Here is a 23365-nt window from a genome sequence, read left to right on the forward strand (position 1 = left end):
GCCCGCGCGTAACTGCGGGGACCGTGCCAGAAATGCCGATTCAGGATGCCGCGGCCCGGCGTGTTGGACATGATCCCCGCGGGTGTGCACACGCACAGCCGAGGATCAGGCCGTGAACCGGGCCAAGAACTCGCGCGTGCGCGGCTCGCGCGGCGCTCCGAACACCTCGGTCGGGGTGCCTTGTTCGAGCACGACGCCGTCGTCGAGAAACAGCACGCGATGGGCCACATCGCGCGCGAAGGCCATCTCGTGCGTGGCCATGAGGATCGTCGAGCCCTCGGCCGCGAGTTGGGCCACGAGTTCGAGCACCTCTCCGACGAGTTCGGGGTCCAGCGCCGAGGTGATCTCGTCGAGCAGCAGAATCTCGGGGTCTGTCGCGATCGCGCGGACGATCGCGGCACGTTGCTGCTGACCGCCTGAGAGTCGGTCGGGGTGCGAGCGGGCGAGGCCTGTGAGTCCCACTCGATCCAGCAGACCCATGGCCTTCGCCTCGGCCTCGGCCCGAGGCATCCGGTGCACCACCCGCGAAGCGAGTGTGACGTTGTCGAGCACCGACAGGTGCGGAAAGAGGTTGAAGCTCTGAAACACCGCGCCGAACCGCGCACGCACGCGGTTGGCGCCTACGCGCGGGTCAGAGATGTCTTCGCCACCGAGCAAGATCTGACCGTCGTCGATGGGCTCCAGAAGGTTCAGGCACCGCAGCAGAGTGGACTTTCCCGACCCGCTCGCACCGATGACCGCGACGACTTCACCGGCGGCGAGTTCGAGAGAGACTCCGCGCAGCACGGTGCGGTCACCGAACGACTTGTAGAGGCCGCGGGCTTCGAGCAGCGCGGTCACAGGATCGCCCCCGCCTGCTCGCGCGCGCGCAGTTTGGCGGTGTACCAGTCGGTCAGGCGCACGGTCGGAATCGCGAGAAGGATGAACAGGATGCCTGCCACGACGTACGGCGTGAAGTTATAGGTCTGCGACGACTCGATCTTGGCGGCGAGCACGGCATCGACGGCCCCGAGGATCGAGATCAGCCCGACGTCCTTCTGCATGGCGACGAAATCGTTCATGAGCGGCGGCGTCATCTTGCGCAGAGCCTGCGGAAGCACGACGCGCCGCATGGTCTGGGTGTACCCGAGACCGAGCGCGCGGGCAGCGAGGGTCTGCGACGGATGCACGGCCTCGATGCCCGCCCGGATCACTTCCGACACGTACGCGGAGTAGGTGAGGGTCACGGCGATCACGCCGAGAACGACCGGATCGATGCGCACGCCGATCAGCGTCGGGATGCCGAAACCGAACAGGTAGAGCACGATGATGAACGGCAGTCCGCGGAAGATGTCGGTGTAGGCCGCAGCGATCACCCGCACAGGGAAGAACACCGGACCCCGCAGGGTGCGCAGGAGCGCCAGGCCCAAGGCGCAGATGCCGACCGTGATCACCGAGAGCCCGAGCACGCGAAGGTTCAACAGGAACCCGTCCCAGATGCGGGGGAGCGAGGCGAGCGCGATCTCAGGGTTGAAGAACGACTGTTGCACGGCCGCCCAGCCGGGCGTGTTGATCACCGTCGCCCACACGATCACCGCGAAGGCGATGGTCGAAGCGATCGCGACCAGCACCGAGCGCCGCGACTGACCGGCGCGATAGGCGCGCCGTTCGAGTTCGAGCGTGCTCGGAGTGTGCGAAGTCACGAATCGACGGTACTCGACCGGACGGCTGTACCGGTCGTCACTGCAACAGCGTGACGCCCAGGCCGGCTCCGAGCCACTCGTCGGTGATCTCTTCGAGCGTTCCGTCCTCGCGGAGCGCATCGATCGCGGCGCTGACGCTGGCGGTCAGCGGCGAATCCTTCGCGAGCACGACGCCCCACTCGTCGGCTACGCCACCGGCGGGAAGTTCACCCACGATGTAGGAGTTCTCGATGTAGAGCGCGGTGGCGAGGAAGGCCGTGGGCAGGTCGATCACGAAGCCGTCGAACTGGTTCGCGTTGAAGGCCGCGACGGCGTCTTCGTTCGACGCGTACAGGCGCGGCTCGACGGACGGCGCGACGACGTCTTCGATCGTCTGCGCGCTGGTCGAGCCCGCCATCGCGCCGAGCGCGACGTCCTTGAGTCCGTCGATCGAGTCGACGCCGTCCAGGGGGCCTCCGTTGATCGCGACGACCGCCTGGCTGGCGGAGTAGTACGGCGAAGAGAAGTCGACCGCCTGCTTGCGCTCGTCGGTGATCGTGTACTGCTGGATGTTGAAGTCGAAGTTCTTCGGGCCTGGAGCGATGGCGGCCTCGAAGCTCGTGCGCACCCACTCGACATCCTCAGCCGCGAAGCCCAGCTCCTCAGCGATGGCGTACGCGATCGCCGCTTCGAAACCTTCTCCCGATGACGGGTCGTCGCCGATGACGTAGGGCTCGTAGGCGATGTCGCCGGTGGCGATCGTCAGCTTGCCGGGGGTGATGTAGTCGGCTTCTGTCGGGCCGGATGCTTCGCTTGAGGATTCGCCGGACGGTGTGCCCGCCGCGCAGCCGGTGAGTGCGAGAGCGGTCAGGGCGATGCCGACGACGGCAGTGCGGACAAGACGGGGACGAAGCGACATGGGGGCCTCCAGGACTCGGGTGCATCCAGCGCTCGTGCTGTCGGCGCAGTGGACTCAGTCCATCATTCCTCGTCGCACGCGCAGAGAAGGCCGCGGGCGTCGCTTTGTTACGCGTTCTTCATGGATGCTGCGGCCGCAGCATCCCGAAATTCCTACGAGATCAGCCGAGCTCGTCGAGCATCCGGCGCTGCTCGTCGGTGAGACCGTCCTTCAGTTCACGCGCACCAGCCTGGGCCGCCGGGGAAGGCGGGGTGGCAGCATCCGTCGTCGCCGCTTTTTGGCTGCCGATGCTCGCACCGGCTTTGTCGTAGATGGCGCCCGCGTGCGACTCGACCGTGTCGTCGATGCGGTCGTAGATGACCCAGCCGATCAGCAGGATGATCGGGGGAATCACGTATCCCCAGAAGAAGCCGCCCACGTTGACGCCCGACAGCCACACCGTCAGCACCCAGATGATGAGTTCAACGACGAAGACGGTGCCGTACTGCACCAGCTTTTCGGCGAACTTCGTGCGCTGACCAGCGGACTTCGAGCTCATGCCCGTGAACATCCTGGTCAGCAGGGGCTTGAGGAGCATCGTGGCGAGTGTCAGGACGACGGACGCCCACAGTGCGGCCCATCCGACACTGACCGGGGGGAGGAGCAACCCGATGAGCCACAGCACGACGAGGTTGAAGGCGTACAGCGAAACGAATCGAACGACCCAGGACTTCATACGAATTACTGTGCCACGACCTCGCGGATTCGTGGAAGAGGCTCAGGCGATTGAAACGAGTTGGTCCAGATCGTCGCCCGGGAGCGAATCCACGGTGGCCGAGACGGTGATCTCGAGAACGTCGGCGCGGCCCGAATTGACGGTGAGCCACGCGGTGTCTGCGGCATCCCGACCCGTCGCAATGCGCACGAGCGTCGAGCGCGGCGCGAGGGTGGTCGCATCGACGACTCGCCACACGCCGTCGATCCACGCTTCGGCGACCGCGTGAAAGTCCATGGGAACGAGACCCGGTGCGTAGACGGCGACAAGGCGGGCAGGGATGCCGGACGCCCGAAGTAACGCGACGCACAGGTGTGCGTAGTCGCGGCAGACTCCCTGGCGGGCCAGGAGTGTGCGGGTCGCGCCGTCGGTGGGGAGGCTGGACCCGGGGACGTAGGAGAGGTGGGTCCCGACCCAGGACGAGACCGCGGTCAGCAGCTGATGGTGATCGGTGATGCCGGCGAACTCGGCACCGGCCGTGGGGGCGAGCTCATCGGACTGCGCGTAGCGGCTCGGACGCTGGAAAATCAGGGTGTCGACCTCGGTGGCGGTGTCGATGTCACCCTGGCCTGTGATGATTGCCGAATAGTCGACGACGAGCTGGCCGACCGGACTCATGATGCGGTGCAGGCGGGTTCCGTGTGCGTCGTGAAGCTCCGAGAACTGCACGGGTGCACCGTCGATCGTGGCGGTGAACTGCTCGATGGCGGTGTACTGCCCAGAGACCGCAACCGAGAAAGTGAGGTCGGCGGGCTCGGACACGTTCAGGACAATGTGGCTCGCGACGTCTCTCTGCATAGATCAAGAGTGACACGTTCGCGTCGCGAACACCTCACCGCTCGCATGGCTTGACACCATGGCGACCGATATGTCAATGGCCTGAGCCGATCGGATGCCCAGACCTACCGTGAGCCAAAACGGCACGGAAGGAATGACGCAATGCGAAGAGGCATCAAAATCGCTGCGCTACTCGCCGCAGGGGGACTCACTCTCACTGCGTGCGGAGGCAGTGGGGGTTCCGGTGACGGCGCGGACGCCGGCGACGGTCGGGGCGACATCACGATCTGGTATTCGAACAACGAGGCCGAGATCGCCTGGGGCACCCAGATGGTGGATGCCTGGAACGCCGAGCATCCCGACGAGCAGGTGAAGGCGCAGGAGATTCCCGCAGGCGACAGCAGCGAAGCCGTCATCGGCGCGGCGATCACCGCGGGCAATGCGCCGTGCTTGATCTTCAACACCTCGCCCGCGGCGGTGCCCCAGTTCGAGAAGGCCGGCGGCCTCGTCTCTCTCTCTTCCTTCGAGGACGGCGATGCGTACATCACCGAACGCAGCGGCGACAATGCTGCCCAGTACGCGTCTGCCGACGGCGAGTTCTACCAGATGCCGTGGAAGTCGAACCCGGTCGTCATCTTCTACAACAAGGCGATGTTCACCGTAGCCGGACTTGACCCCGAGGCTCCGGCGCTGTCGACCTACGACGAGTTTCTCGACACCTCGCGCGCCTTGACCGAATCGGGAGCGGCGCCCTACGCCATCTACCCCGCTCCGTCCAGCGAATTCTTCCAATCCTGGTTCGACTTCTATCCGCTTTACGGCGCGGAGACCGGCGGAACGCTGCTCGTCGAGGACGGTGCCGCCACCTTCGATTCCGAAGCCGGCGCCGCCGTGTCGGAGTTCTGGGCAACCATGTATGAAGAGGGACTCGCGGGCCAGGAGCCCTTCACCGGCGACTCGTTCGTCGAGGGCAACTCGGCAATGACGATCGCGGGACCGTGGGCGATCGACTACTTCGGCGAAGACGTCGACTGGGGGACCGTGCCGGTGCCGACATCGGAGGGTACGCCCGCCGAAGAGACTTACACCTTCAGCGACGCGAAGAACGTGGGCATGTTCACTGCCTGTGAGGCCCAGGGCACGGCGTGGGACGTTCTGAAGTTCGCCACTGGTGAGGAGCAGGACGGACAGTTGCTCGAGCTCACCGGCCAGATGCCGTTGCGGCAAGACCTGACAGCGGCCTACCCGGACTATTTTGCAGACAACCCCGCCTACGAGGTCTTCGGCGACCAGGCGAGCCGTGTGGTCGAGGTGCCGAACGTGGCCAACTCGATTGAGCTGTGGCAGACCTTCCGCGATGCGTACTCGCGTGCGGTGATCTTCGGCGAGGGTGATGTTCAGTCCTTCCTCACCGACGCCGCCGCCGAGGTCGACGCGTTGGTCGGCCAGGACTGACGGGCCAGCGACATGGTCGCCGTGCTCACAGAGCCCGAGTCGGCTCGGGCCGACGCGCAGCACGCGCGTTCGGCCCGGCGCCGTCGACGGATCCTCGGCGAGAACCCGCTCGGGCTTCTGCTCAGTGCCCCGTACCTGATCTTCATCGGGGTCGTCTTCGCCTTCCCTGTCGTCTTCGCGGTCTGGATGTCGTTCCACGACTACTTCTTCGCCGCCCCGGGCGCCGATGTGGAGCGCAACTTCGTCGGCTTCGACAACTTCGTCGATGTGGCCGGCGACCCGGCGGTGTGGCGCTCGTTCCTCAACGTCGGCATCTTCTTGATCATCAACGTGCCGCTCACCGTTGTGCTGTCGCTGGTGTTGGCCAACGCGCTCAACCGGGTCGTCCGCGCGCGGCTCTTCCTCCGCGTGAGCTTCTACGTGCCCTACGTGACAGCATCCGTCGCCGTCGTCGGGGTGTGGCTGTTCATGTTCAGCGGAACGGGTCTGGTCAATCAAGTCCTGGGTGATCTCGCCCCCAGTCCGTCGTGGTTGATCAACCCCACACTCGCTATGCCGACCATCGCCCTTTTCGTCACCTGGAAGCAGCTCGGATTCTTCATCCTGCTGTACCTCGCAGCGTTGCAGGCCGTGCCGCAAGAGCTCTACGAATCGGCCGCCACCGATGGCGCGGGGGCCGTGCGCACGTTCTTCTCGGTGACGGTTCCGGGGGTGCGCTCGGCGACGCTGCTGGTGCTCCTGCTCGCCACCATCACGGGCGCGAATCTGTTCACCGAGCCGTACCTGCTCACCAACGGAGGCGGTCCGAACGGAGCATCCACCTCTCCCGTGTTGCTGATGTATCAAAAGGGTCTTGAGCAGGGCAATCCCGATGTCGCGGCAGCCATCGGCGTGATTCTGGTGATCATCGTGCTTGCCCTCGCGATGATCGAACGCAAGCTCGTCGGAGATGAGCAGTCATGAGCGTGATCACGCGCACTGATTCGCTGGAGAACGAGAGCGCGGATGCTGCGCCACGGCGCCGCGGTCACCCCGGCCGCTCGGCGGCGATCATCCGGTGGATCGTGCTGGCCGCCGGGGCGCTGTTGTTCTTGTTCCCCTTCTACTACATGATCATCGGATCGCTCCAGACGCGGCCGGACCCGACTCCGGCGGGTGCGTTCCCTAACCCGGCGAACATCACGCTGCAGAACTACGTCCAGATCAACGAACGCATCAACCTCGTGACCGGACTGGTGAACTCGGGTATCTTCACCGGCGGCGTGATTGTGTGCACCGTGGTCTTCGGGGTTCTCGCCGGTTACGCGCTGTCGGTGTTGCACTGGCGCGGCCGCGGCGTGACCTTCGCGATCGCCCTGCTCGTGCAGATCGTGCCGTTCCAACTGCTCATGATCCCGCTGTACGTGCTGATCGCGCGTGACTACGGTCTCGCCGACACGCACCTCGGGATGATCCTTCCCTTCGCGATCAACTCCGCGGCGGTCCTCATCTTCCGGCAGTACTTTCTGCAGGTTCCGCGAGCGATGTTCGACGCCGCGCGCATCGACGGCGCGAAAGAGCTGCGCGTGCTGTGGAGCGTGGCGCTGCCTCTCGTGCGACCGGCGCTCGTCACAGTCGTGCTGCTCACGTTCATCGGTCCGTGGAACGAATTCCTCTGGCCATTCCTCATCACGAAAGAGGCATCGATGCAACCTTTAGCCGTATCACTGGCGAACTACATCACAACGGTGGCCGCCTCGGCGTCCAACCCGTTCGGCGCGATCCTCGCAGGAGCGGTGGTGCTGGCCATCCCCGCGGTGACGCTGTTCATCATCTTCCAACGCCAGTTCCAGAGTTCCGACATCGGCTCGGGGGTGAAGGGATGATCGCCTCGGTGGGTGATCTGCCCACGGTGCCGTACTCCCTCACCCGGGTCGGGGTCGTCATGACCCCCGAGGAGGGCAACCCTCACGAAGTGGACGGAGTGCTGAACCCGGCATCCGGTCGCGGACCCGACGGTGAGATCTATCTCTTGCCTCGCGTCGTGGCCGTCGGCAACGTGTCGCGTGTCGCGCTCGCCCGCGTTGTGGTGCAGGACGGCGTGCCGGTGGGAGTCGAACGGCAGGGGATCGTTCTCGAACCCGATCGTTCGTGGGAACGCGGCGTCGGCAACTCCGGAGTCGAAGACCCTCGCATCACGTGGATGAGCGATCTCGATCTGCACGTCATGACCTACGTCGCCTACGGTCCGCTCGGCCCGCGCACCGCGCTCGCAGTCTCGAAGGACCTTCGGGAGTGGCGCCGGCTCGGGCCGGTGCTGTTCACCTACGAGGACCAACTCGACATCGATCTGAATCTTTTCCACAACAAGGACGCGGTGTTTTTTCCGGAAGCTGTCGTTGCCCCGAACGGGGTGCGGAGCTTCGCGGTATTGCACCGTCCAATGTGGGATCTTGGCGAGACCAAGCCCGATCAGGGTGTGGTTCTTCCGGCGGGGACGACCGATGCGCGGCAGTCGATCTGGATCAGTTATGTGCCGGTTGAGGCCGTTCAGAAGGATCTCGCGACACTGACGCTGTGGAGCCAGCACCGGTTCGTGGCGGGTCCGAAGTTCGACTTCGAGCTCACCAAGATCGGTGGGGGCCCGGCGCCGCTGAGGGTTCCGGAAGGCTGGCTGTTGTTGCATCACGGGGTGACCGGGCGCATCGAGAAGGCCTTCGATCACCAGCAGAACGTGCACTACGCCGCGGGGGCGATGTTGCTCGATGCCGACGATCCCTCGATCGTGATCGCCCGCACACCCGAGCCACTGCTCCAGGCCGAGACCGAGGATGAGCGGGTCGGGATCGTGCCGAACGTCGTCTTTCCGACCGCGATCGAAGAGATCGACGGCGTGAGGTACGTCTTCTACGGCATGGGTGACACGAAGATCGGCGTCGCGCGGTTGGACCGGGTCTGAGAGTCGGGCGCCTCCAGCGCCTCACGCGCTTCAGGCGGACTGCAGGACACGCTCGGGCGAGCGACGCTCGGGGGCCGCAGCATCCTTCGCTCCCAAGTGTTGCGCCCGACGCACCCACTTGGCGCGCGCTGCAGCATCGCGGTGGCGTACTTCGGCCAATCGCGTCACGCCGACGGTCTTGATACCGCAGTATCCGAGCACCGCGTGGGTGAGACTCGTCTCTGCGGCGTTGCGATACATCAAGCGATTCCAGGCGCGCGGTGAGTCCATCGTCATCACGAGGCGCGCGGTGCGGCCGGTCAGCAGCTTGTCCCAGAGCTTTCCCGTGGCGCGGTAGCGAAATGCCGACCCTGACAAGAACACGGCGTCAATGAAGGCCTTGAGTGCGGCCGGATACGTTCCCCACCACTGGGGGTAGAAGAAGGCGATGTGGTCGGCCCACTCCACATCGGCGATGTAGGTGGCGACCGCAGGTTCCAGGGGTCGATCTTCGGCAGACCGCGGCGTACGCAGAGAATCGCGATGAGTCGGATGCCCCGGCACGGTGTCGTGTGCTAAATCGATCACCCGCACCTCGGCACCGCCTTCGCGCGCCGTGGAGGCATAGGCGGTGGCGAGAGCGTGGGTGAGGGTCTGGTCAAGCGGGGTGCCGATGATGACGAGGATGCGGGTCATGATGGTGTTCCCTTCGCGACGATGAGGGTGGTCAGCAGTGCCAACTGCCGGTTGAGGCTGGGAACATCGACGCCCATCGCCGCCAGCCGGGGGTCGGCGAACACGTCGGCGAAGAGTGCTTCCAGTTCGCCCCCGGCCTCGCGAACGAGTGTGGCGCCCTTGTCGGTCAGTGACAGCACGACCCTGCGAGCGTTGGCGGCGTCGACGGATGTCTGCACCCAGCCGCCCTCAACCATGGCCGGCACGCGCTTACTGACGGCGGCTTTAGTCACCCCGAGGCATCGCGCGAGATGGGTGATGTCGATCGGCTGTTCTTCGGCCAACGCCACCAGAAAGGCGAAATGTGGGAAAGAGACGGCGTGCCGGGCCTGCAGCACATCCTCTGCGTAGCCGTCCAGAGCGGAGACGAGTTCGTGCAGGGTGACAGTGACGCGCTGAGCCATGGCTCTAGTCAACGGGTTGACACCCACTATGTCAACCCGTTGACATAGTGGGTGCGTCAGTACCCGGCGAGCGGATTGCTCTCACCGGCACCGAACCGTGCGGCGAGGTCCTGGGACCCGCGAGCGAGCAGAGTGACATCGGCTCCCACCGCGATGAAGTCCGCCCCGGCGGCGAGGTAGGCATCGGCGACCTGAGGGTCGAAGGCGTTCACCCCGACCGGGGTGCCGGCCGCACGCGCGGCCTCGAAGACACGGTGCACGGCGGCGGTGACATCCGGATGCGCCTGCTGACCGATCACACCCATCGAGGCCGCGAGGTCGGCCGGCCCGACGAAGACCCCGTCCACGCCGTCGACGGCGGCGATCTCGGCCGCGTGCTCGACCGCTTCGGCCGACTCGATCTGGACGATGAGAGTGACGTGGCGCTGCGCGTGGGCAAGGTAGCCCTCGACCCGGTTCCATCGGGCCGACCGAGCGAGTGCGGAACCCACGCCGCGGATGCCCTCGGGCGCATAGCGGGTGGCGCGCACCAGAGCCTCGGCCTCTGCCGCCGAGCCCACCATCGGAACGATGATCGTCTGAGCGCCGAGGTCGAGTACCTGCTTGATGACCACTGGGTCACCGCTCGGCACGCGGACGACCGGCGTGATCGGGTACGCGCCGACGGCCTGCAGTTGCGCGAGCACCGACTCGAGGCCGTTCGCGGCGTGCTCCATGTCGATCAGCAGCCAGTCGACGCCCGAGCCGGCGCAGATCTCGGCGACGACGGGGCTACCGCTGGTCACCCAGAGGCCGACGAGCGGCCGCTCGGCACCCGCGAGTTGCTCGCGAAAGGTGGGGCTCAACTGAAACGACATGTGATCTTTCCCATCGGTCCGTAGTCGCACACTACTTCGTCGCCTTTCGACACCCATACCGGGCGCGTGAACGAGCCGGCGAGAATGATCTGTCCCACCTCGAGCCGGGCGCCGTGTTGGTGGAGCTTGTTCGCGAGCCACGCGACCCCGTGCCCGGGATGGCCGAGCACGCCAGCCGCGACGCCGGTTTCTTCGATCTCACCGTTTCTGGCGAGCACGCCGGGCACCCAGCGCAGGTCGATCTCGTCAGGGCGCCTGCGCACGTCACCCAACACCATCGCCCCGTAGGCGGCGTTGTCGCTGATCGTGTCGACGATCGTGCGCCCTTCGAGTTCGATGTGTGAGTTGAGCACTTCGAGCGCTGGCACAACATAGTCGGTTGCCGCGAGAACCTGTTCGAGCGTGCAATCGGGGCCTGTGAGCGGATGCTTCAGCACGAACGCCAACTCCACCTCGACGCGGACGTTCGAGAAGTGATCGATGGGGATGTCTGCGCCGGACGGGTACACGGTGTCGTCGAACATCACGCCGTAGTCGGGCTCGGTGATGCCCGTGGCTTGTTGCATCGCCTTCGACGTGAGGCCGATCTTGCGCCCGACCAGCGTGCGGCCCTCGGCGATCATGCGATCGCGCCAGACGGCTTGAATGGCGTACGAGTCTTCGACCGTGGCATCCGGATACCGTCCGGTGATGCGCGGAATGACGCTGTGCGCGCGGTCGGCCTCGGCGAGCTCGGCTGCGATCGCCGCGATGACGTCGGGGGAAAGCGTCACAGCTGGTGACCCAGCTTGTACTCGCCCTGCTTGTCCTCCGGAATCGACTCAGTACCTTCGTCGGGCCGGGTGTAGCTGAAGCCGTCGGCGCCGATCGTGACCGCCATCTCGGAGCTATCGGTGCGGGCGACGACCGGCTGCGGGTTTCCGTCGAGGTCGAGCACGAGCGAGGCCTCGGTGTACCAGGAAGGAACGACGGGGTTGCCCCACCAGTCGCGCCGCTGGTTGTCGTGCACGTCCCACGTGATGACCGGGTTGTCGGGGTCGCCGGTGTAGTAGTCCTGGGTGTAGATCTCGACACGGTGTCCGTCGGGGTCGCGCAGGTAGAGGTAAAAAGCGTTGCTGACCCCGTGGCGGCCCGGACCGCGCTCGATCGCGTCGGACCGACGCAGCGCGCCGAGCTTGTCGCAGATCGCGAGGATGTTGTGTTTCTCGTGCGTGGCGAAGCAGACGTGATGCATGCGCGGCCCGTCGCCACCGGTCATCGCGGTGTCATGGACCGTGGGCTTGCGACGCATCCACGCCGCATACACGGTGCCCTCGTCGTCCTGGATGTCTTCGGTGACGCGGAAGCCCAGGGTCTGCATGAAGTTGACGGCGCGCGGAACGTCGGGCGTGACCTGGTTGAAGTGGTCCAAGCGCACCAGTTCGCCGGGAATGTGCAGGTCGTAGCGCCACGACATCCGCTCGACGTGCGCTGTCTCGTGGAAGAACTCGTAGGGGAACCCGAGCGGGTCCTCTACCCGCACCGAGTCGCCGATGCCTCCGGTGAATCCGTCGATACGGCGCTCGACGCGGCATCCGAGCTCTTCGTAGAACGCGACGGCTTTATCGAGATCTTCGGCAGACCGCACACGGTACGAGAACGCGGCGACGGCAGCGATCGGGCCCTTGCGCAGCACGAGATTGTGGTGGATGAACTCCTCGGTGGAGCGCAGGTAGATCGCGTCGTCGTCCTCTTCGGTGACATACAGGCCCAGCACGTCGACATAGAAGACGCGGGATGCTGCGAGGTCGGTGACGATGAGCTCCATGTACGCGCACCGGAGGATGTCGGGTGCAGGGCTGGTGGGCGTCGGCACCGGGTTGTCGGTGCGGATCGGGGCCTCTTGTGAGACGTAGAAGCCCGACGAGGTGAGGGTCATATCGTCACGGGTCATCTCAGGCTCCCTTGCCGAAGGTGGGGTTGTGGGGTTCGCCGAGCGTGATGTGCACGGCCTGCTGGTCGGTGTAGAAGTCGATCGAGCGGTAGCCGCCCTCGTGCCCGAGGCCGGAGGCTTTGACCCCGCCGAACGGGGTGCGCAGGTCGCGCACATTGTTGGAGTTGAGCCACACCATGCCCGCCTCGAGCGCCCCGGCGAAGTTATGCGCACGGCGGAGGTCGCTCGTCCAGATGTACGCCGCGAGACCGTACTTGGTGTCGTTCGCCAGAGCGAGCGCCTCTTCGTCGCTGTCGAACGGGGTGATCGCCACGACCGGTCCGAAGATCTCTTCCTGGAAGATCCGCGCATCCGGTGACACGTCGGCGAAGACGGTGGGTGAGACGAAGTTGCCGGTGTCGAAGCCACCCGGTCGTCCGCCGCCCGCGACCAGCCGCCCCTCGGTCTTGCCGATCTCGACGTACGACATGACTTTGTCGTAGTGCTCGGGATGCACGAGCGCGCCGACCTCGGTCTCGGGGTCGCTCGGGTAGCCGACAATGATGCGCGAGGCCTGAGCGGCATAGCGCTCGACGAAGTCGTCGTAGATCGATCGCTCCACGAGGATCCGCGAGCCCGCCGTGCAACGCTCGCCGTTGAGCGAAAAGACGCCGAAGATCGTGGCGTTGATCGCCTCATCGAGGTCGGCGTCCGCGAAGACGATCGCGGGCGACTTGCCGCCGAGCTCCATCGACAGCCCCTTCAAGAACGGCGCCGCGTTCGCGAAGATCAACTGGCCGGTCGAACTCTCGCCGGTGAACGAGATGAGCGGGACGTCAGGATGCTTCACCAGCGCGTCTCCGGCATCTTCACCGAGTCCGTTGACGAGGTTGAAGACGCCCTGCGGGAGCCCGGCCTCTTCGAAGATGCCCGCCCAGAGCGATGCCGAGAGCGGCGTGAACTCGGCGGGCTTGAGCACGACGGTGTTGCCGGTGGCGAGCGCCGGGCCGAGCTTCCACGACTCGAGCATGAAGGGGGTGTTCCACGGCGTGATGAGGCCCGCGACGCCGATCGGCTTGCGGTTGACGTAGTTGAGCTGCTTGCCCGGCACCTTGTAGGCGTCATCGGACTGCGCCACGATCAGGTCGGCGAAGAAGCGGAAGTTTTCCGCCGCACGCCGGGCCTGGCCGAGAGCCTGGGTGATCGGCAGGCCCGAGTCGAAGCTCTCGAGCTCGGCCAGTCGCACATCGCGGGACTCCACGATGTCGGCGATTCTGTGCAGGATGCGGGATCGCTCGCGCGGCAGCATCCGGGGCCATGGTCCGTCCGTGAAGGCGCGGCGCGCCGCGGCGACGGCCAGGTCGACGTCGTCCTTCTTGCCGGCCGCCGCCTGCACGTAGGTCTCGTTGGTCACCGGGTCGAGCACGTCGAACGTGTCGCCGTCGATCGAGTCGACGAGAGCGCCGTCGATGTAGTGCTGGATGCGCGAGGGGAGATCTGACGGGATGCGGTGCGTGGTCATGTGTGTGCTCCTTCGGGGAAGAGTTCAAAACGCGGGGAGGCCAAGGGCCTCGTCGGGATGCTCGTGGATCATGTAGGCGTCGAGGGTGGCTGACCGGTGCCTGCGGGCGGCCTTCTCGATCTCGCCGAGCGGGGCGGAGGTTTCGATAAGTTGCAGGATGTTCTCGTGCTCGCGCACCGACTCGGCGGCGCGGCCGGGCACGAAGCTGAACGTCGAGTCGCGCAGGTTGCCGAGCCGACCCCACTCACCGCGCACGATCTCGAGCAGTCGCGGGTTGGCGCAGGGCGCAAACAGGATCGCGTGAAACTCCTGGTTGAGCGACGTGAACGCGTGCGGGTCGAAGTTGTCGAGCGTCTCGATCATGAGCTCGTTGATCGACCGTGCTCGACGGATGTCATGCTCGTTCAGACGCCGCGCTGAGAGAGCGATCGCCGCCCCTTCGACGATGCTGAGTGCCTGCATGCTGTGGCGGTAGGCCGAGTCGTCCACCATCGACACGTGTGCGCCGACGTTGCGCTCGAACGTGACGAGCCCCTCGGCCTCGAGCTGCCTGATCGCTTCGCGCACCGGCACGACCGACATGTCGAGCTCCTTCGCTATGCTGCCGAGCACGAGCCGGTAGCCGGGGGTGAAGTCCTGGCGCGCGATGCGCTCTTTGATCCAGTGGTAGGCCTGCTGCGACTTGCTGAGGTCGTGGTTCACCTGGAGAGCTTCCATGACTGGTACCGGCCCTTCCACTCGTCGTTCATCGGGAAGAGTCCGTCGACCGGGTGCCCGGCGCGCACCTGATCGGCGACCCAGGCGTCTTCGTCTTCCTGGGCGAGCGCGGCATCGACGACTTCTTCGGCGAGTGCAGGAGGGATCACGATCACTCCATCACCGTCGCCGACGAGGATGTCGCCCGGCTGAACGGTCGTGCCGCCGCATCCGATCGTGACATCCGTGTCCCACGGCACATGCTTGCGCCCGAGGACAGCGGCATGGGCGCCTTTCGAATACACCGGGATGCCGATCGCGGCGACCGCGTCGTAGTCGCGGACTCCGCCGTCAGTGATGATCCCCGCGGCTCCGCGCGCCTGCGCACGCAGGGCCAGGATGTCGCCGAGCGTTCCCGAACCGGTCTCGCCGCGGGCTTCGATCACGATGATCTCGCCCTCGCCCACGGCGTCGAACGCGCGCTTCTGCGCGTTGTAACCGCCGCCGTGGCTCTGGAAGAGGTCTTCGCGCCCGGGGACGAAGCGGAGCGTCTTGGCGGTTCCGACGATCTTGGTGCCCGGATGCATCGGCCGGACCCCGTCGATCGTGACGTTGTTCAGCCCGCGCTTGCGGAGCTGCTGCGACAGGGCAGCGACCGGGACGCTCTCGAGCTTCGCCCGGAGCGCTTCGCTCAACCTTGGGCTCTCGGTCGGCAGCCCGGCGGCTTCGCGCGACCCCCACGCTTCGGCACGCTGGGTGTCGTCGACGGCCGGCAGCGACCCGATCGACGGGTCGAACGACGTCTCGCCCTGCGTCACGGTCGTGACCAGTCGGCTTGTGCTCAGCCCGAGTGCCGGCGCGTCGACCTCGACCTCGACGACGTCGCCGGGTGAGACCACCGAGGAGCCCGCCGGAGTGCCGGTCAGGATCACATCGCCGGATTCGAGCGTGAAGTGCTGCGAAAGGTCGGCGACGAGTTGGGGGAGCGAGAAGATCAGGCCAGCCGTGGTGTCATCCTGCGCGAGCGTGCCGTTCACCCAGGTGCGCACGCGCAGTGCGGCCGGGTCGAGTTGGCGTGCATCCAACAGTGACGGACCGACCGGTGTGAACCCATCGCCACCCTTTGACCGCACGTTAGAGCCCTTGTCGTTCGCCCGCAGGTCATACAGCCCGAAGTCGTTCGCCGCGGTGACGAAGGCCACGTGGGTCCAGGCATCCTGAATCGACACTCGCCGCGCGGGCTCGCCGATGATGAGGGCGATCTCACCCTCGAAGGCGAGCAGTTCGGTGCCGGCGGGCCGTTCGATGGTGCTTCCGGATGCTGCGACTGAGCTCGACGGCTTCAAGAAGTAAGACGGCGCAGCCGGCCTGCGGCCGCGCTGGTCGGCGCGCGAGGCGTAGCTCAGGTGGATCGCAATGATCTTGCCGGGACGTGCCGGGAGTGCCTCGAAACCGCCGGTTCCCGCATCCATCGAAAGTGTCATGAGCTCCCTCGCTCTTGCGTGATATCCGAAATCGTATATGATCGGTCGACATCGGGCAAGTGATTCTCGGATCCGGCTCGACCTGACAGTGACGTCAACCGACAGAGGAGTCACCCATGAGCACCGCGAACGACACCGGGTTCACGCCCACCGGCACAATCGCCACAACCAAAGACCGGCGTCGCGTGGTCTTCGCCACGGTTGTGGGTACCACCGTCGAGTGGTACGACTTCTTCATCTACGCACTGGCGGCGGGACTCGTCTTCGGGCAGTTGTTCTTCGCCCCGGCCGGTGAAGAGTTCGCCCAGATCCTGTCGTTCCTCACGGTGGGCATCAGCTTCCTCTTCCGGCCACTCGGCGCGTTCCTCGCTGGCCACCTCGGCGACCGGTACGGGCGCCGCCTTGTGCTGATGATCACGCTGATCCTCATGGGTGCCGCGACCACTTTGGTGGGCCTCCTGCCGACCTACGCCGCAATCGGCATCGCCGCCCCCATCCTGCTGATCCTCCTGCGTATCCTGCAGGGCATTTCGGCCGGTGGTGAGTGGGGTGGTGCCGTCCTCATGGCCGTCGAGCACGCACCGTCGAAAAGGCGCGGTGTCTTCGGCGCCTCACCACAGATCGGGGTTCCGCTCGGGCTGCTGCTGGCCTCGGGAGTGATGGCCCTCATGGCGGTCATCGCACCGGGGGACGCATTTCTTGAATGGGGGTGGCGTGTGCCGTTCCTGCTCTCGTTCGTGCTGATCCTGATCGGGTACTACATCCGTCGCCGCGTCGACGAAAGCCCGGTGTTCGTCGAACTCGCCGAGCGCAAAGAGCAGACCAAGATGCCGATCGTGCAGCTCTTCCGCAAGCATGCGCTGCTCGTGTTGATCGCCGCCTTCGTGTTCGCCGGCAACAACGCCGTCGGCTACATGACGACCGGCGGCTTCATCCAGCGCTACGCGACCGACCCCGCGGGACCCGTCGGGCTTGCCACCGCCGATGTGCTCTGGGCCGTCACCCTCTCCGCCGTGTCATGGCTTGTCTTCACCGCGCTCGGCGGCTGGCTGGCCGACAAGATCGGCCGGCGCACGACCTACATCATCGGCTGGATACTGCTTCTGGTCGGAGTCTTTGCGCTCTTCCCCCTGGTCAACACCCGGAGCATCGCCATGCTGACGCTCGGCTTGATCATCTTGACGGTCGGGCTCGGACTGACGTATGGCCCGCAGGCCGCGCTGTACACAGAGCTGTTTCCGGCATCCATCCGCTTCTCGGGCGTATCGATCTCGTATGCGATCGGTGCGATTCTCGGTGGCGCGTTCGCACCCACCATCGCTCAAGCACTCGTGCAGAACACGGGCGGCACGGCCGCGGTCACCTGGTACCTAGCCGGGATGGTCGTGCTTGGACTGATCGCAACGCTCCTGCTGCGTGACCGCAGTGGAATTCCGCTGGGTCCCGACCACGAGGCCGAGCAGGCGCAGAGCCCGATCTACGGGCTCTCGAAGGCCTGACCCGCGCGTACCCTGAAGCCGACGAAGGAGTCATCGATGCAGTTCCACCACCACGGGTACGTTTCGGGCGAGCCGCGGGTGCAGCCGGCGGCGGGCTCAGGCCTTGATCGGCCCGCTGACCTCCCCGACGAGTTGGACGTGCTGATCGTCGGCTCAGGACCCGCGGGAATGCTGCTCGCGGCGCAGATGTCGCAGTACCCCGACGTTGTGACCCGCATCATCGAACGCCGCGACGGCCGCCTCGTACTGGGCCAGGCGGACGGCATCCAGCCGCGCAGCGTCGAGACCTTTCAGGCGTTCGGGTTTGCCGAGCGGATCGTCGCCGAGGCGTACAATATCGCCTACATGAACTTTTGGGGGCCAGACCCCGAGAAGCCCGGCAACATCATCCGGACGGCCCGCACTGAGGACTATGCCCTCAAGATCAGCGAGTTCCCGCACCTGATCGTCAACCAGGCGCGCGTGCTCGACTACTTCGCCGAGGCCGCGGCGTTCGGTCCGGGACGCATTACGCCCGACTACGGCATCGAGTTCGCGGGACTCACTGTGCACGAAGAGGGGGAGTTCCCCGTCGAGGTGAGCATGCGGTACACCGCGGGTGATCGCGCCGGCGAAGAGCGCACAGTGAGGGCAAAGTACGTCGTCGGTTGCGACGGAGCGCGCAGTGGTGTGCGCGAGGCGATCGGACGAGTGCACGTGGGCGACATCTCGCAGCACGCCTGGGGTGTGATGGACGTGCTCGTGAACACCGACTTTCCGGACTGGCGCACCAAATGCGCGATCGCATCGGCGGCGGGCAACATCCTGCACATTCCGCGCGAGGGCGGCTACCTCAGCCGGATGTACATCGACCTGGGCGAAGTCGCCGCGGATGACGATCACCGGGTGCGCCAGACGCCGATCGACGAGATCATCCGTCGCGCGAACGCGATTCTGCACCCGTACACGCTCGATGTCAAAGAGGTCGCCTGGCACAGCGTGTATGAGGTCGGGCATCGCGTGACCGACGGCTTCGACGATGCCCCCGCCGGTACCGATCGTGACCCACGTGTGTTCCTCACCGGAGACGCATGCCACACGCACAGCGCGAAGGCCGGACAGGGCATGAACGTCTCGATGCAGGACGGTTTCAACCTCGGCTGGAAGCTCGGGTCCGTCCTCACCGGACGTAGCCCTGGAACACTGCTATCGACGTATTCCGCCGAGCGCATGCCCGTAGCGCAACAGCTGATCGACTTCGACAAGGAGTGGTCACAGCTCATGGCGCGCAAGCCTTCAGAGCTCACCGACCCTCAAGAAGTCGCGACCTACTACCTGGCGACGGCGGAGTTTCCGTCCGGGTTCATGACCGAGTACGGCGCGTCGATGATCGTGGCGGATGCCGCGCACCAGCACTTGGCGACCGGCTTCCCGATCGGCAAGAGGTTCAAGAGTTCAGAGGTCGTGCGGGTGAGCGATGGCAATGCCGTGCACCTCGGCCACCATGCCAAGGCCGACGGGCGCTGGCGGATCTACGCGTTCGCCGACGCGCCCGGTGCCGGCGTGGCATCCGCCCTCGCTGACTGGGCGGCCTGGCTCGCGTCACCCGAGTCGCCGCTGGCGCGTCATACGCCGACGGATGCTGATGCCGACGCCGTGTTCGACGTCAAGGTGATCTACCAGCAGGCGCACGATCAGGTCGACGTCTCAGTGGTCCCCGAGGTCTTCATGCCGAAGAGCGGGCCGCACGGCCTCACCGACTGGGAGAAGGTCTTCGCCGCGGCGCCGAGCGCCTGGACGAGCACCGACATCTTCGACGAGCGTGGTCTCTCGCGGGAAGGTGTGGTCGTGGTGGTGCGACCGGACCTGTACGTCGCGGCTGTCCTGCCGCTCGCGTCGACCACAGAACTCGCGGACTTCTTCGCGAAGAACATGGTCACCGCGCGCTGAGCGCACACGTCAGGAGATCCGGTGTCAGGAGATCCCGCCTCAGGAGATCCCGCCTCAGGAGTTCACGCGGATGATCTCTTCTTGGTACGGCGCGATGACCCCGCCCGAGATGCGCAGGTCGAGCAGGAGGAAGCAGCGGGATGCCGCATCCTCCATCGTCCACGACGCCAGGCGATCGAGGTCGGCGAGGGTGCGCACGACGACGCCCTCGGCGCCCACGGCTTCGGCAAGGCCGGCGAAGTCGACTTCGGGGATCATCATCGGGCCGGTCGCGACCCCTTTGAGGCCGTACAGGTTGACCTCGGCACCGTAAGCGCCGTCGTTCCAGACCACGGCGATTCCGCGGCCGGCGGCCACGCGCACGGCCGATTCGAGGTCGGACAAAGCCATGAGTCCACCGCCGTCGCCGGTCGTGAGCACGACCGTCGCATCGGGCTTGGCGAGGGCCGCACCGGGTACCGAGGGGAAGCCGAGGCCGATCGACTGGAACGCCGTGCCGATCATCATCATTCGGTCGGGGGATGCCACGGGCCAGTACATGTTCGCCCAGCCGATGAAGTGGCCCCCGTCCGAGACGACCACGCGGTCCTCGGGCAGGAGCTCGGCAATGCGCGCGGCTGCCGAGCGGGGGTCGAGACGCCCGTCCGGGGCGATGCCGTCGCCCTCGTCGCGCTCGCGCGCGGCGTCGAGGTCGACCGATTCGCGCCAGCCCGAGGGGGTCGCTCCGAGCGCTGTGAGCTCAGTGACGAGCTGCTCGGCCACGACGCGAGCATCCGCGCGGAGATACCCACCGACGTTGGGGTGCGTCGCCGTCGGAGCGACATCTACCTGCACGATTCGGGTGCCGGGGGCGAAGAGGTCACCGAACCGCATCGTGAACTGGTTGAGCGATGCCCCGAACACGACGGCCACGTCCGCCTCGCGGATGAGCTCCATCGCGCCCTCTGCCCCGAACCCGCCGGTCACACCGAGGTCGAACTCGGCGCGCGGAAAGACGCCGCGACCGAGAGCCGTACCCGCAGTGAGCGCTCCGGTTGCATCGGCCAGCGCACCGAGCGCGTCCGATGCATCCGCGACCCAGGCTCCGCGCCCCGCCAGCAAGAACGGGCGCTGCGCACCGGCGAGAGTGCGAGCGAGATCGGCAAGGGCCTCGGCGGCGAACGGGCTGACCGGTGTCAACGGCCCGGGCTGCCGGGGTTCGAGCGTCTCGGGCACCGGGCCGGCGTCGAGGGTCGTCACGTCGTACGGAATAGCGAGCACCGTGGGCACCCGATAAGTCAGGGCATGCTCGATCGCGATGATCGTGGTGGCCGCAGCATCCGCCCGCCCGACGGTATAGGTGCGCGCGCCGACTGCGGCAGCCAGCGCGATCTGGTCGACGTCCCACGGCCGCGGTCCCGAGGTCGGCTCGTCTCCGACGACAAGCACGAGCGGGGTGTGTGCCTGCACCGCTTCAGCGAGGGCTGTGAGGGTGTTCGTGAAGCCGGCGCCGTAGGTGGCGGTGGCCGCCGCCAGTCCGCCGCCGGCCCGGTAGAACGCGTCGGCCGCGACGACCGCGCCCGCTTCGTGACGGACCGCGGTGTAGGTCGACGGTGTCTGGCGTTCGAGCGCATCGAGAAACCAGGCGTTGCCGTTGCCCATCACTCCGAAGACATGGTCGATATGACGGGCGAGAGTTATCGCGACGTGCGCAGAGACGGTGGGCATGGGTAGGCCTTTCGAGACAGGACGGATGCTGAGCCGTATGTGTCTCGCGCGCTGGGGCCTCTGAGGTGATGCCGAGGCGGCTGCGTGCCCATTTTTCGGGCACCGGGCGGCACAGCCGCCGGACGGTTCGAGTATACGGCGCGGATCGCGGCAGGATGGGGGCATGAGAACCATTCAGCTGCGCCGGTACACACTCGTCGACGGAGAGTACGACGCGTTCGTCGCGTGGTTCGACCAGTGGATGCCGAGCGTGCGTCCCGCCGCGGGCTTCGCGATCGACTTCGCGTACGGGTTGCCCGAAACGAACGAGTTCGTGTGGGCCGTCAGTGCCGAGGGTGATCGAGATGCCTTCCTCGCGCTCGAGGAGGCATACATGGTCTCGGACGCGCGCGCGGAAGCCTTCGACGGCGTTCCGCAGCGCGTCGCGGTGTACAACGTGGCGTTCGTCGACGAGTTCCCCGTCACCGTGGCGTGAGTATCCCGCGCGCACAGTTCACGCCCTTGCATGTACGGCATGTACATCGACCCTGCCGATGAGCGGGGGCAGAATGGCAACGAACGTGCCGAGAGCGGATGCGGCTGCATCCGGAGCGACGAAGGAGCCCCGTGCCCGAGACGACTGTGACCGCTGACCGCGAAGCTGAGCTCCTCGCATCTGTGCCGGACGGCCTGTTCATCGGCGGCGAGTGGCGCCCCGCCGCGAGCGGCAACTCCCTGCGCGTGTTCGACCCCTCGACAGGGCGCGTCGTGAAGAAGATCGCCGACGCCGGCCCCGAAGACGGCAAGGCGGCGATGGATGCTGCCGCCGACGCCTTCCCGGCGTGGGCGGCGACGCCCGCCCGCCAGCGTGCCGAGATCCTCCGCCGTGCGTTCGACCTCCTCCAGGAGCGCAAGGAGGACTTCGCCCTGCTCATGACGATCGAGATGGGCAAGCCCCTGGCCGAGGCCCGCGGGGAGGTCGCCTACGGCGGGGAGTTCCTCCGCTGGTTCAGCGAAGAGACCGCACGCATTCAGGGCCGCTACGGCGCGAACCCCGAGGGCACCGGCCGCATGATCGTGTCGCAGCATCCCGTCGGCCCGTGCTTCCTGATCACGCCGTGGAACTTCCCGCTCGCGATGGCGACCCGCAAGATCGCGCCCGCGCTCGCCGCAGGCTGCACCGTCGTCATCAAGCCCGCCGAGCTCACTCCGCTCACCACCCTCTTCTTCGCGAAGCTTCTCGAAGACGCCGGCCTGCCGAAGGGCGTCGTGAATGTCTTCACGACGTCCACATCAGGTGCCGTGTCGGAGCCGATCATTCGCGACCCGCGCCTGCGCAAACTCTCGTTCACGGGTTCGACGCCGGTCGGCCAGAAGCTGCTCGAGCAGGCGTCGCACGGCGTGCTGCGCACCTCGATGGAACTCGGCGGCAACGCCCCGTTCGTCGTCTTCGACGACGCCGACCTCGACAAGGCCGTCGACGGTGCGATGCTCGCGAAGTTCCGCAACATCGGCCAGGCCTGCACGGCCGCGAACCGCTTCATCGTCCACCGTTCGGTGGCCGACGAGTTCGCGTCGCGTGTGACCGAACGCGTGAAGGCCTTCACGATGGGTCGGGGCACCGAAGAGGGTGTCGTGATCGGCCCGCTGATCGATGACCGTGCGGTCGTAAAGGCCGAAGAACTGGTGACGGATGCTGTCACCCGCGGTGCGACCCTGCTCGCGGGTGGTCAGCGCGGTGTCATCGACGGCCTCGGCGACGGAACGTTTTACGAGGCCACGGTACTCACCGATGTTCAGGCGGGGAGCAACATCCTCCGCGAAGAGATCTTCGGCCCGGTGCTGGCGATCGTCCCGTTCGACACCGAGGACGAAGCCGTCGCCATCGCCAACGACACCGAGTACGGCCTGGTGTCGTACGTCTTCACCGAGTCGCTCTCCCGCGGCCAGCGCATGATCGACAAGCTCGAGACCGGCATGATGGGCCTCAACGTCGGGGTCGTCTCCAACGCGGCCGCCCCCTTCGGAGGCTGGAAGATGTCGGGCCTGGGCCGCGAGGGCGGCGCCGAGGGCATCCACGAGTACCTGCAGACGAAGTACACGCTCACGGCCAGCCCGTACGCTTGACGCGCGCCGGATCGATGCGAGCGAAGCCCGC

General features: G+C 66.3%; 22 protein-coding genes. 8 read left to right on the forward strand and 14 right to left on the reverse strand.

Annotated elements, in window-relative coordinates:
• Positions 1-105 precede the first annotated feature (105 nt).
• The 5 genes from LG299_RS14935 to LG299_RS14955 all read right to left on the reverse strand — a co-directional run bounded on the left by LG299_RS14935 (position 106) and on the right by LG299_RS14955 (position 4132).
• Positions 106-840 carry an amino acid ABC transporter ATP-binding protein gene (locus LG299_RS14935; protein WP_404431611.1) on the reverse strand — a complete coding sequence of 245 codons (735 nt, stop codon included), beginning with the start codon at positions 838-840 and terminating at the stop codon, positions 106-108.
• Positions 837-1682: an amino acid ABC transporter permease gene (locus tag LG299_RS14940; RefSeq protein WP_404431613.1), complete on the reverse strand. Its 846-nt coding sequence runs from the start codon at positions 1680-1682 to the stop codon at positions 837-839. The genes LG299_RS14935 and LG299_RS14940 overlap by 4 nt, the downstream gene beginning before the upstream one ends.
• A gap of 37 nt (positions 1683-1719) precedes the next feature.
• A complete protein-coding gene (locus LG299_RS14945; protein WP_404431615.1) occupies positions 1720-2580 on the reverse strand; it encodes a transporter substrate-binding domain-containing protein in 861 nt (286 codons plus the stop codon).
• 160 nt (positions 2581-2740) lie between these two features.
• Complete coding sequence (locus tag LG299_RS14950) at positions 2741-3295, reverse strand: phage holin family protein (RefSeq protein ID WP_404431617.1); 555 nt, start codon at positions 3293-3295, stop codon at positions 2741-2743.
• Between the two features lie 42 nt (positions 3296-3337).
• Positions 3338-4132 carry a transglutaminase family protein gene (locus tag LG299_RS14955; RefSeq protein ID WP_404431619.1) on the reverse strand — a complete coding sequence of 265 codons (795 nt, stop codon included), beginning with the start codon at positions 4130-4132 and terminating at the stop codon, positions 3338-3340.
• A 141-nt stretch (positions 4133-4273) separates the two neighbouring features.
• Between LG299_RS14955 and LG299_RS14960 the strand changes: the two genes are divergently transcribed.
• The 4 genes from LG299_RS14960 to LG299_RS14975 are packed head-to-tail and all read left to right on the forward strand — an operon-like array spanning position 4274 to position 8504.
• Positions 4274-5566 (forward strand): extracellular solute-binding protein, encoded by a 1293-nt coding sequence (locus LG299_RS14960; RefSeq protein WP_404431621.1) that lies wholly within the window; start codon positions 4274-4276, stop codon positions 5564-5566.
• A gap of 12 nt (positions 5567-5578) precedes the next feature.
• Positions 5579-6529, forward strand: a complete 951-nt coding sequence (locus LG299_RS14965) for a carbohydrate ABC transporter permease (protein WP_404431623.1) — start codon at positions 5579-5581, stop codon at positions 6527-6529.
• On the forward strand, positions 6526-7431 hold the full coding sequence (locus LG299_RS14970) for a carbohydrate ABC transporter permease (protein ID WP_404431625.1): 906 nt from the start codon (positions 6526-6528) through the stop codon (positions 7429-7431). The genes LG299_RS14965 and LG299_RS14970 overlap by 4 nt, the downstream gene beginning before the upstream one ends.
• Positions 7428-8504: a glycosidase gene (locus tag LG299_RS14975; protein WP_404431627.1), complete on the forward strand. Its 1077-nt coding sequence runs from the start codon at positions 7428-7430 to the stop codon at positions 8502-8504. The genes LG299_RS14970 and LG299_RS14975 overlap by 4 nt, the downstream gene beginning before the upstream one ends.
• Before the next feature lie 30 nt (positions 8505-8534).
• Here LG299_RS14975 and LG299_RS14980 read toward each other — a convergent pair whose 3' ends face one another.
• Genes LG299_RS14980 through LG299_RS15015 form a run of 8 tightly spaced genes read right to left on the reverse strand, consistent with a single transcriptional unit; the run spans position 8535 to position 16093 of the window.
• Positions 8535-9179, reverse strand: coding sequence for an NAD(P)H-dependent oxidoreductase (locus LG299_RS14980; RefSeq protein WP_404431629.1), 645 nt, complete (start codon positions 9177-9179; stop codon positions 8535-8537).
• The gene (locus LG299_RS14985) at positions 9176-9622 is read right to left on the reverse strand and encodes a MarR family winged helix-turn-helix transcriptional regulator (RefSeq protein ID WP_404431631.1); all 447 of its coding nucleotides are present in this window, start codon (positions 9620-9622) and stop codon (positions 9176-9178) included. Before LG299_RS14985 ends, LG299_RS14980 begins: the two co-directional genes overlap by 4 nt.
• Before the next feature lie 56 nt (positions 9623-9678).
• Positions 9679-10479: an HpcH/HpaI aldolase/citrate lyase family protein gene (locus LG299_RS14990; protein ID WP_404431633.1), complete on the reverse strand. Its 801-nt coding sequence runs from the start codon at positions 10477-10479 to the stop codon at positions 9679-9681.
• Complete coding sequence (locus LG299_RS14995; protein ID WP_404431635.1) at positions 10464-11252, reverse strand: 2-keto-4-pentenoate hydratase; 789 nt, start codon at positions 11250-11252, stop codon at positions 10464-10466. The genes LG299_RS14990 and LG299_RS14995 overlap by 16 nt, the downstream gene beginning before the upstream one ends.
• Complete coding sequence (hpaD, locus tag LG299_RS15000) at positions 11249-12412, reverse strand: 3,4-dihydroxyphenylacetate 2,3-dioxygenase (protein ID WP_404431637.1); 1164 nt, start codon at positions 12410-12412, stop codon at positions 11249-11251. Before hpaD ends, LG299_RS14995 begins: the two co-directional genes overlap by 4 nt.
• 1 nt (position 12413) lies before the next feature.
• Positions 12414-13913, reverse strand: coding sequence for a 5-carboxymethyl-2-hydroxymuconate semialdehyde dehydrogenase (hpaE, locus tag LG299_RS15005; protein ID WP_404431639.1), 1500 nt, complete (start codon positions 13911-13913; stop codon positions 12414-12416).
• 24 nt (positions 13914-13937) lie between these two features.
• Positions 13938-14630 (reverse strand): GntR family transcriptional regulator, encoded by a 693-nt coding sequence (locus LG299_RS15010; RefSeq protein ID WP_404431641.1) that lies wholly within the window; start codon positions 14628-14630, stop codon positions 13938-13940.
• The gene (locus tag LG299_RS15015; RefSeq protein WP_404431643.1) at positions 14612-16093 is read right to left on the reverse strand and encodes a fumarylacetoacetate hydrolase family protein; all 1482 of its coding nucleotides are present in this window, start codon (positions 16091-16093) and stop codon (positions 14612-14614) included. The genes LG299_RS15010 and LG299_RS15015 overlap by 19 nt, the downstream gene beginning before the upstream one ends.
• A 116-nt stretch (positions 16094-16209) precedes the next feature.
• Here LG299_RS15015 and LG299_RS15020 point away from each other — a divergent pair, with 116 nt between their 5' ends.
• Complete coding sequence (locus tag LG299_RS15020; protein WP_404431645.1) at positions 16210-17592, forward strand: MFS transporter; 1383 nt, start codon at positions 16210-16212, stop codon at positions 17590-17592.
• A gap of 36 nt (positions 17593-17628) precedes the next feature.
• The gene (locus LG299_RS15025; RefSeq protein ID WP_404431647.1) at positions 17629-19521 is read left to right on the forward strand and encodes an FAD-dependent monooxygenase; all 1893 of its coding nucleotides are present in this window, start codon (positions 17629-17631) and stop codon (positions 19519-19521) included.
• Between the two features lie 54 nt (positions 19522-19575).
• Here the strand turns inward: LG299_RS15025 and LG299_RS15030 are convergent, their stop codons facing one another.
• Positions 19576-21228, reverse strand: coding sequence for a thiamine pyrophosphate-binding protein (locus LG299_RS15030; RefSeq protein ID WP_404431649.1), 1653 nt, complete (start codon positions 21226-21228; stop codon positions 19576-19578).
• Between the two features lie 163 nt (positions 21229-21391).
• On the opposite strand from LG299_RS15030, the gene LG299_RS15035 reads away from it, so the two are divergent.
• Positions 21392-21703 (forward strand): hypothetical protein, encoded by a 312-nt coding sequence (locus tag LG299_RS15035; RefSeq protein WP_404431651.1) that lies wholly within the window; start codon positions 21392-21394, stop codon positions 21701-21703.
• Positions 21704-21849: 146 nt separating this feature from the next.
• The gene (locus tag LG299_RS15040; RefSeq protein ID WP_404434913.1) at positions 21850-23334 is read left to right on the forward strand and encodes an NAD-dependent succinate-semialdehyde dehydrogenase; all 1485 of its coding nucleotides are present in this window, start codon (positions 21850-21852) and stop codon (positions 23332-23334) included.
• Positions 23335-23365: the final 31 nt, after the last annotated feature.

Source organism: Microbacterium lacus (assembly GCF_044794305.1).
Taxonomy (GTDB): domain Bacteria; phylum Actinomycetota; class Actinomycetes; order Actinomycetales; family Microbacteriaceae; genus Microbacterium; species Microbacterium lacus_B.

Coding starts and splice junctions, on each gene's coding strand:
- LG299_RS14945 (WP_404431615.1), bottom strand. CDS start 2,580: ATGTCGCTTCGTCCCCGTCTTGTCCGCACTGCCGTCGTCGGCATCGCC.
- LG299_RS14950 (WP_404431617.1), bottom strand. CDS start 3,295: ATGAAGTCCTGGGTCGTTCGATTCGTTTCGCTGTACGCCTTCAACCTC.
- LG299_RS14955 (WP_404431619.1), bottom strand. CDS start 4,132: ATGCAGAGAGACGTCGCGAGCCACATTGTCCTGAACGTGTCCGAGCCC.
- LG299_RS14960 (WP_404431621.1), top strand. CDS start 4,274: ATGCGAAGAGGCATCAAAATCGCTGCGCTACTCGCCGCAGGGGGACTC.
- LG299_RS14965 (WP_404431623.1), top strand. CDS start 5,579: ATGGTCGCCGTGCTCACAGAGCCCGAGTCGGCTCGGGCCGACGCGCAG.
- LG299_RS14970 (WP_404431625.1), top strand. CDS start 6,526: ATGAGCGTGATCACGCGCACTGATTCGCTGGAGAACGAGAGCGCGGAT.
- LG299_RS14975 (WP_404431627.1), top strand. CDS start 7,428: ATGATCGCCTCGGTGGGTGATCTGCCCACGGTGCCGTACTCCCTCACC.
- LG299_RS14980 (WP_404431629.1), bottom strand. CDS start 9,179: ATGACCCGCATCCTCGTCATCATCGGCACCCCGCTTGACCAGACCCTC.
- LG299_RS14985 (WP_404431631.1), bottom strand. CDS start 9,622: ATGGCTCAGCGCGTCACTGTCACCCTGCACGAACTCGTCTCCGCTCTG.
- LG299_RS14990 (WP_404431633.1), bottom strand. CDS start 10,479: ATGTCGTTTCAGTTGAGCCCCACCTTTCGCGAGCAACTCGCGGGTGCC.
- hpaD (WP_404431637.1), bottom strand. CDS start 12,412: ATGACCCGTGACGATATGACCCTCACCTCGTCGGGCTTCTACGTCTCA.
- hpaE (WP_404431639.1), bottom strand. CDS start 13,913: ATGACCACGCACCGCATCCCGTCAGATCTCCCCTCGCGCATCCAGCAC.
- LG299_RS15010 (WP_404431641.1), bottom strand. CDS start 14,630: ATGGAAGCTCTCCAGGTGAACCACGACCTCAGCAAGTCGCAGCAGGCC.
- LG299_RS15015 (WP_404431643.1), bottom strand. CDS start 16,093: ATGACACTTTCGATGGATGCGGGAACCGGCGGTTTCGAGGCACTCCCG.
- LG299_RS15020 (WP_404431645.1), top strand. CDS start 16,210: ATGAGCACCGCGAACGACACCGGGTTCACGCCCACCGGCACAATCGCC.
- LG299_RS15025 (WP_404431647.1), top strand. CDS start 17,629: ATGCAGTTCCACCACCACGGGTACGTTTCGGGCGAGCCGCGGGTGCAG.
- LG299_RS15030 (WP_404431649.1), bottom strand. CDS start 21,228: ATGCCCACCGTCTCTGCGCACGTCGCGATAACTCTCGCCCGTCATATC.
- LG299_RS15035 (WP_404431651.1), top strand. CDS start 21,392: ATGAGAACCATTCAGCTGCGCCGGTACACACTCGTCGACGGAGAGTAC.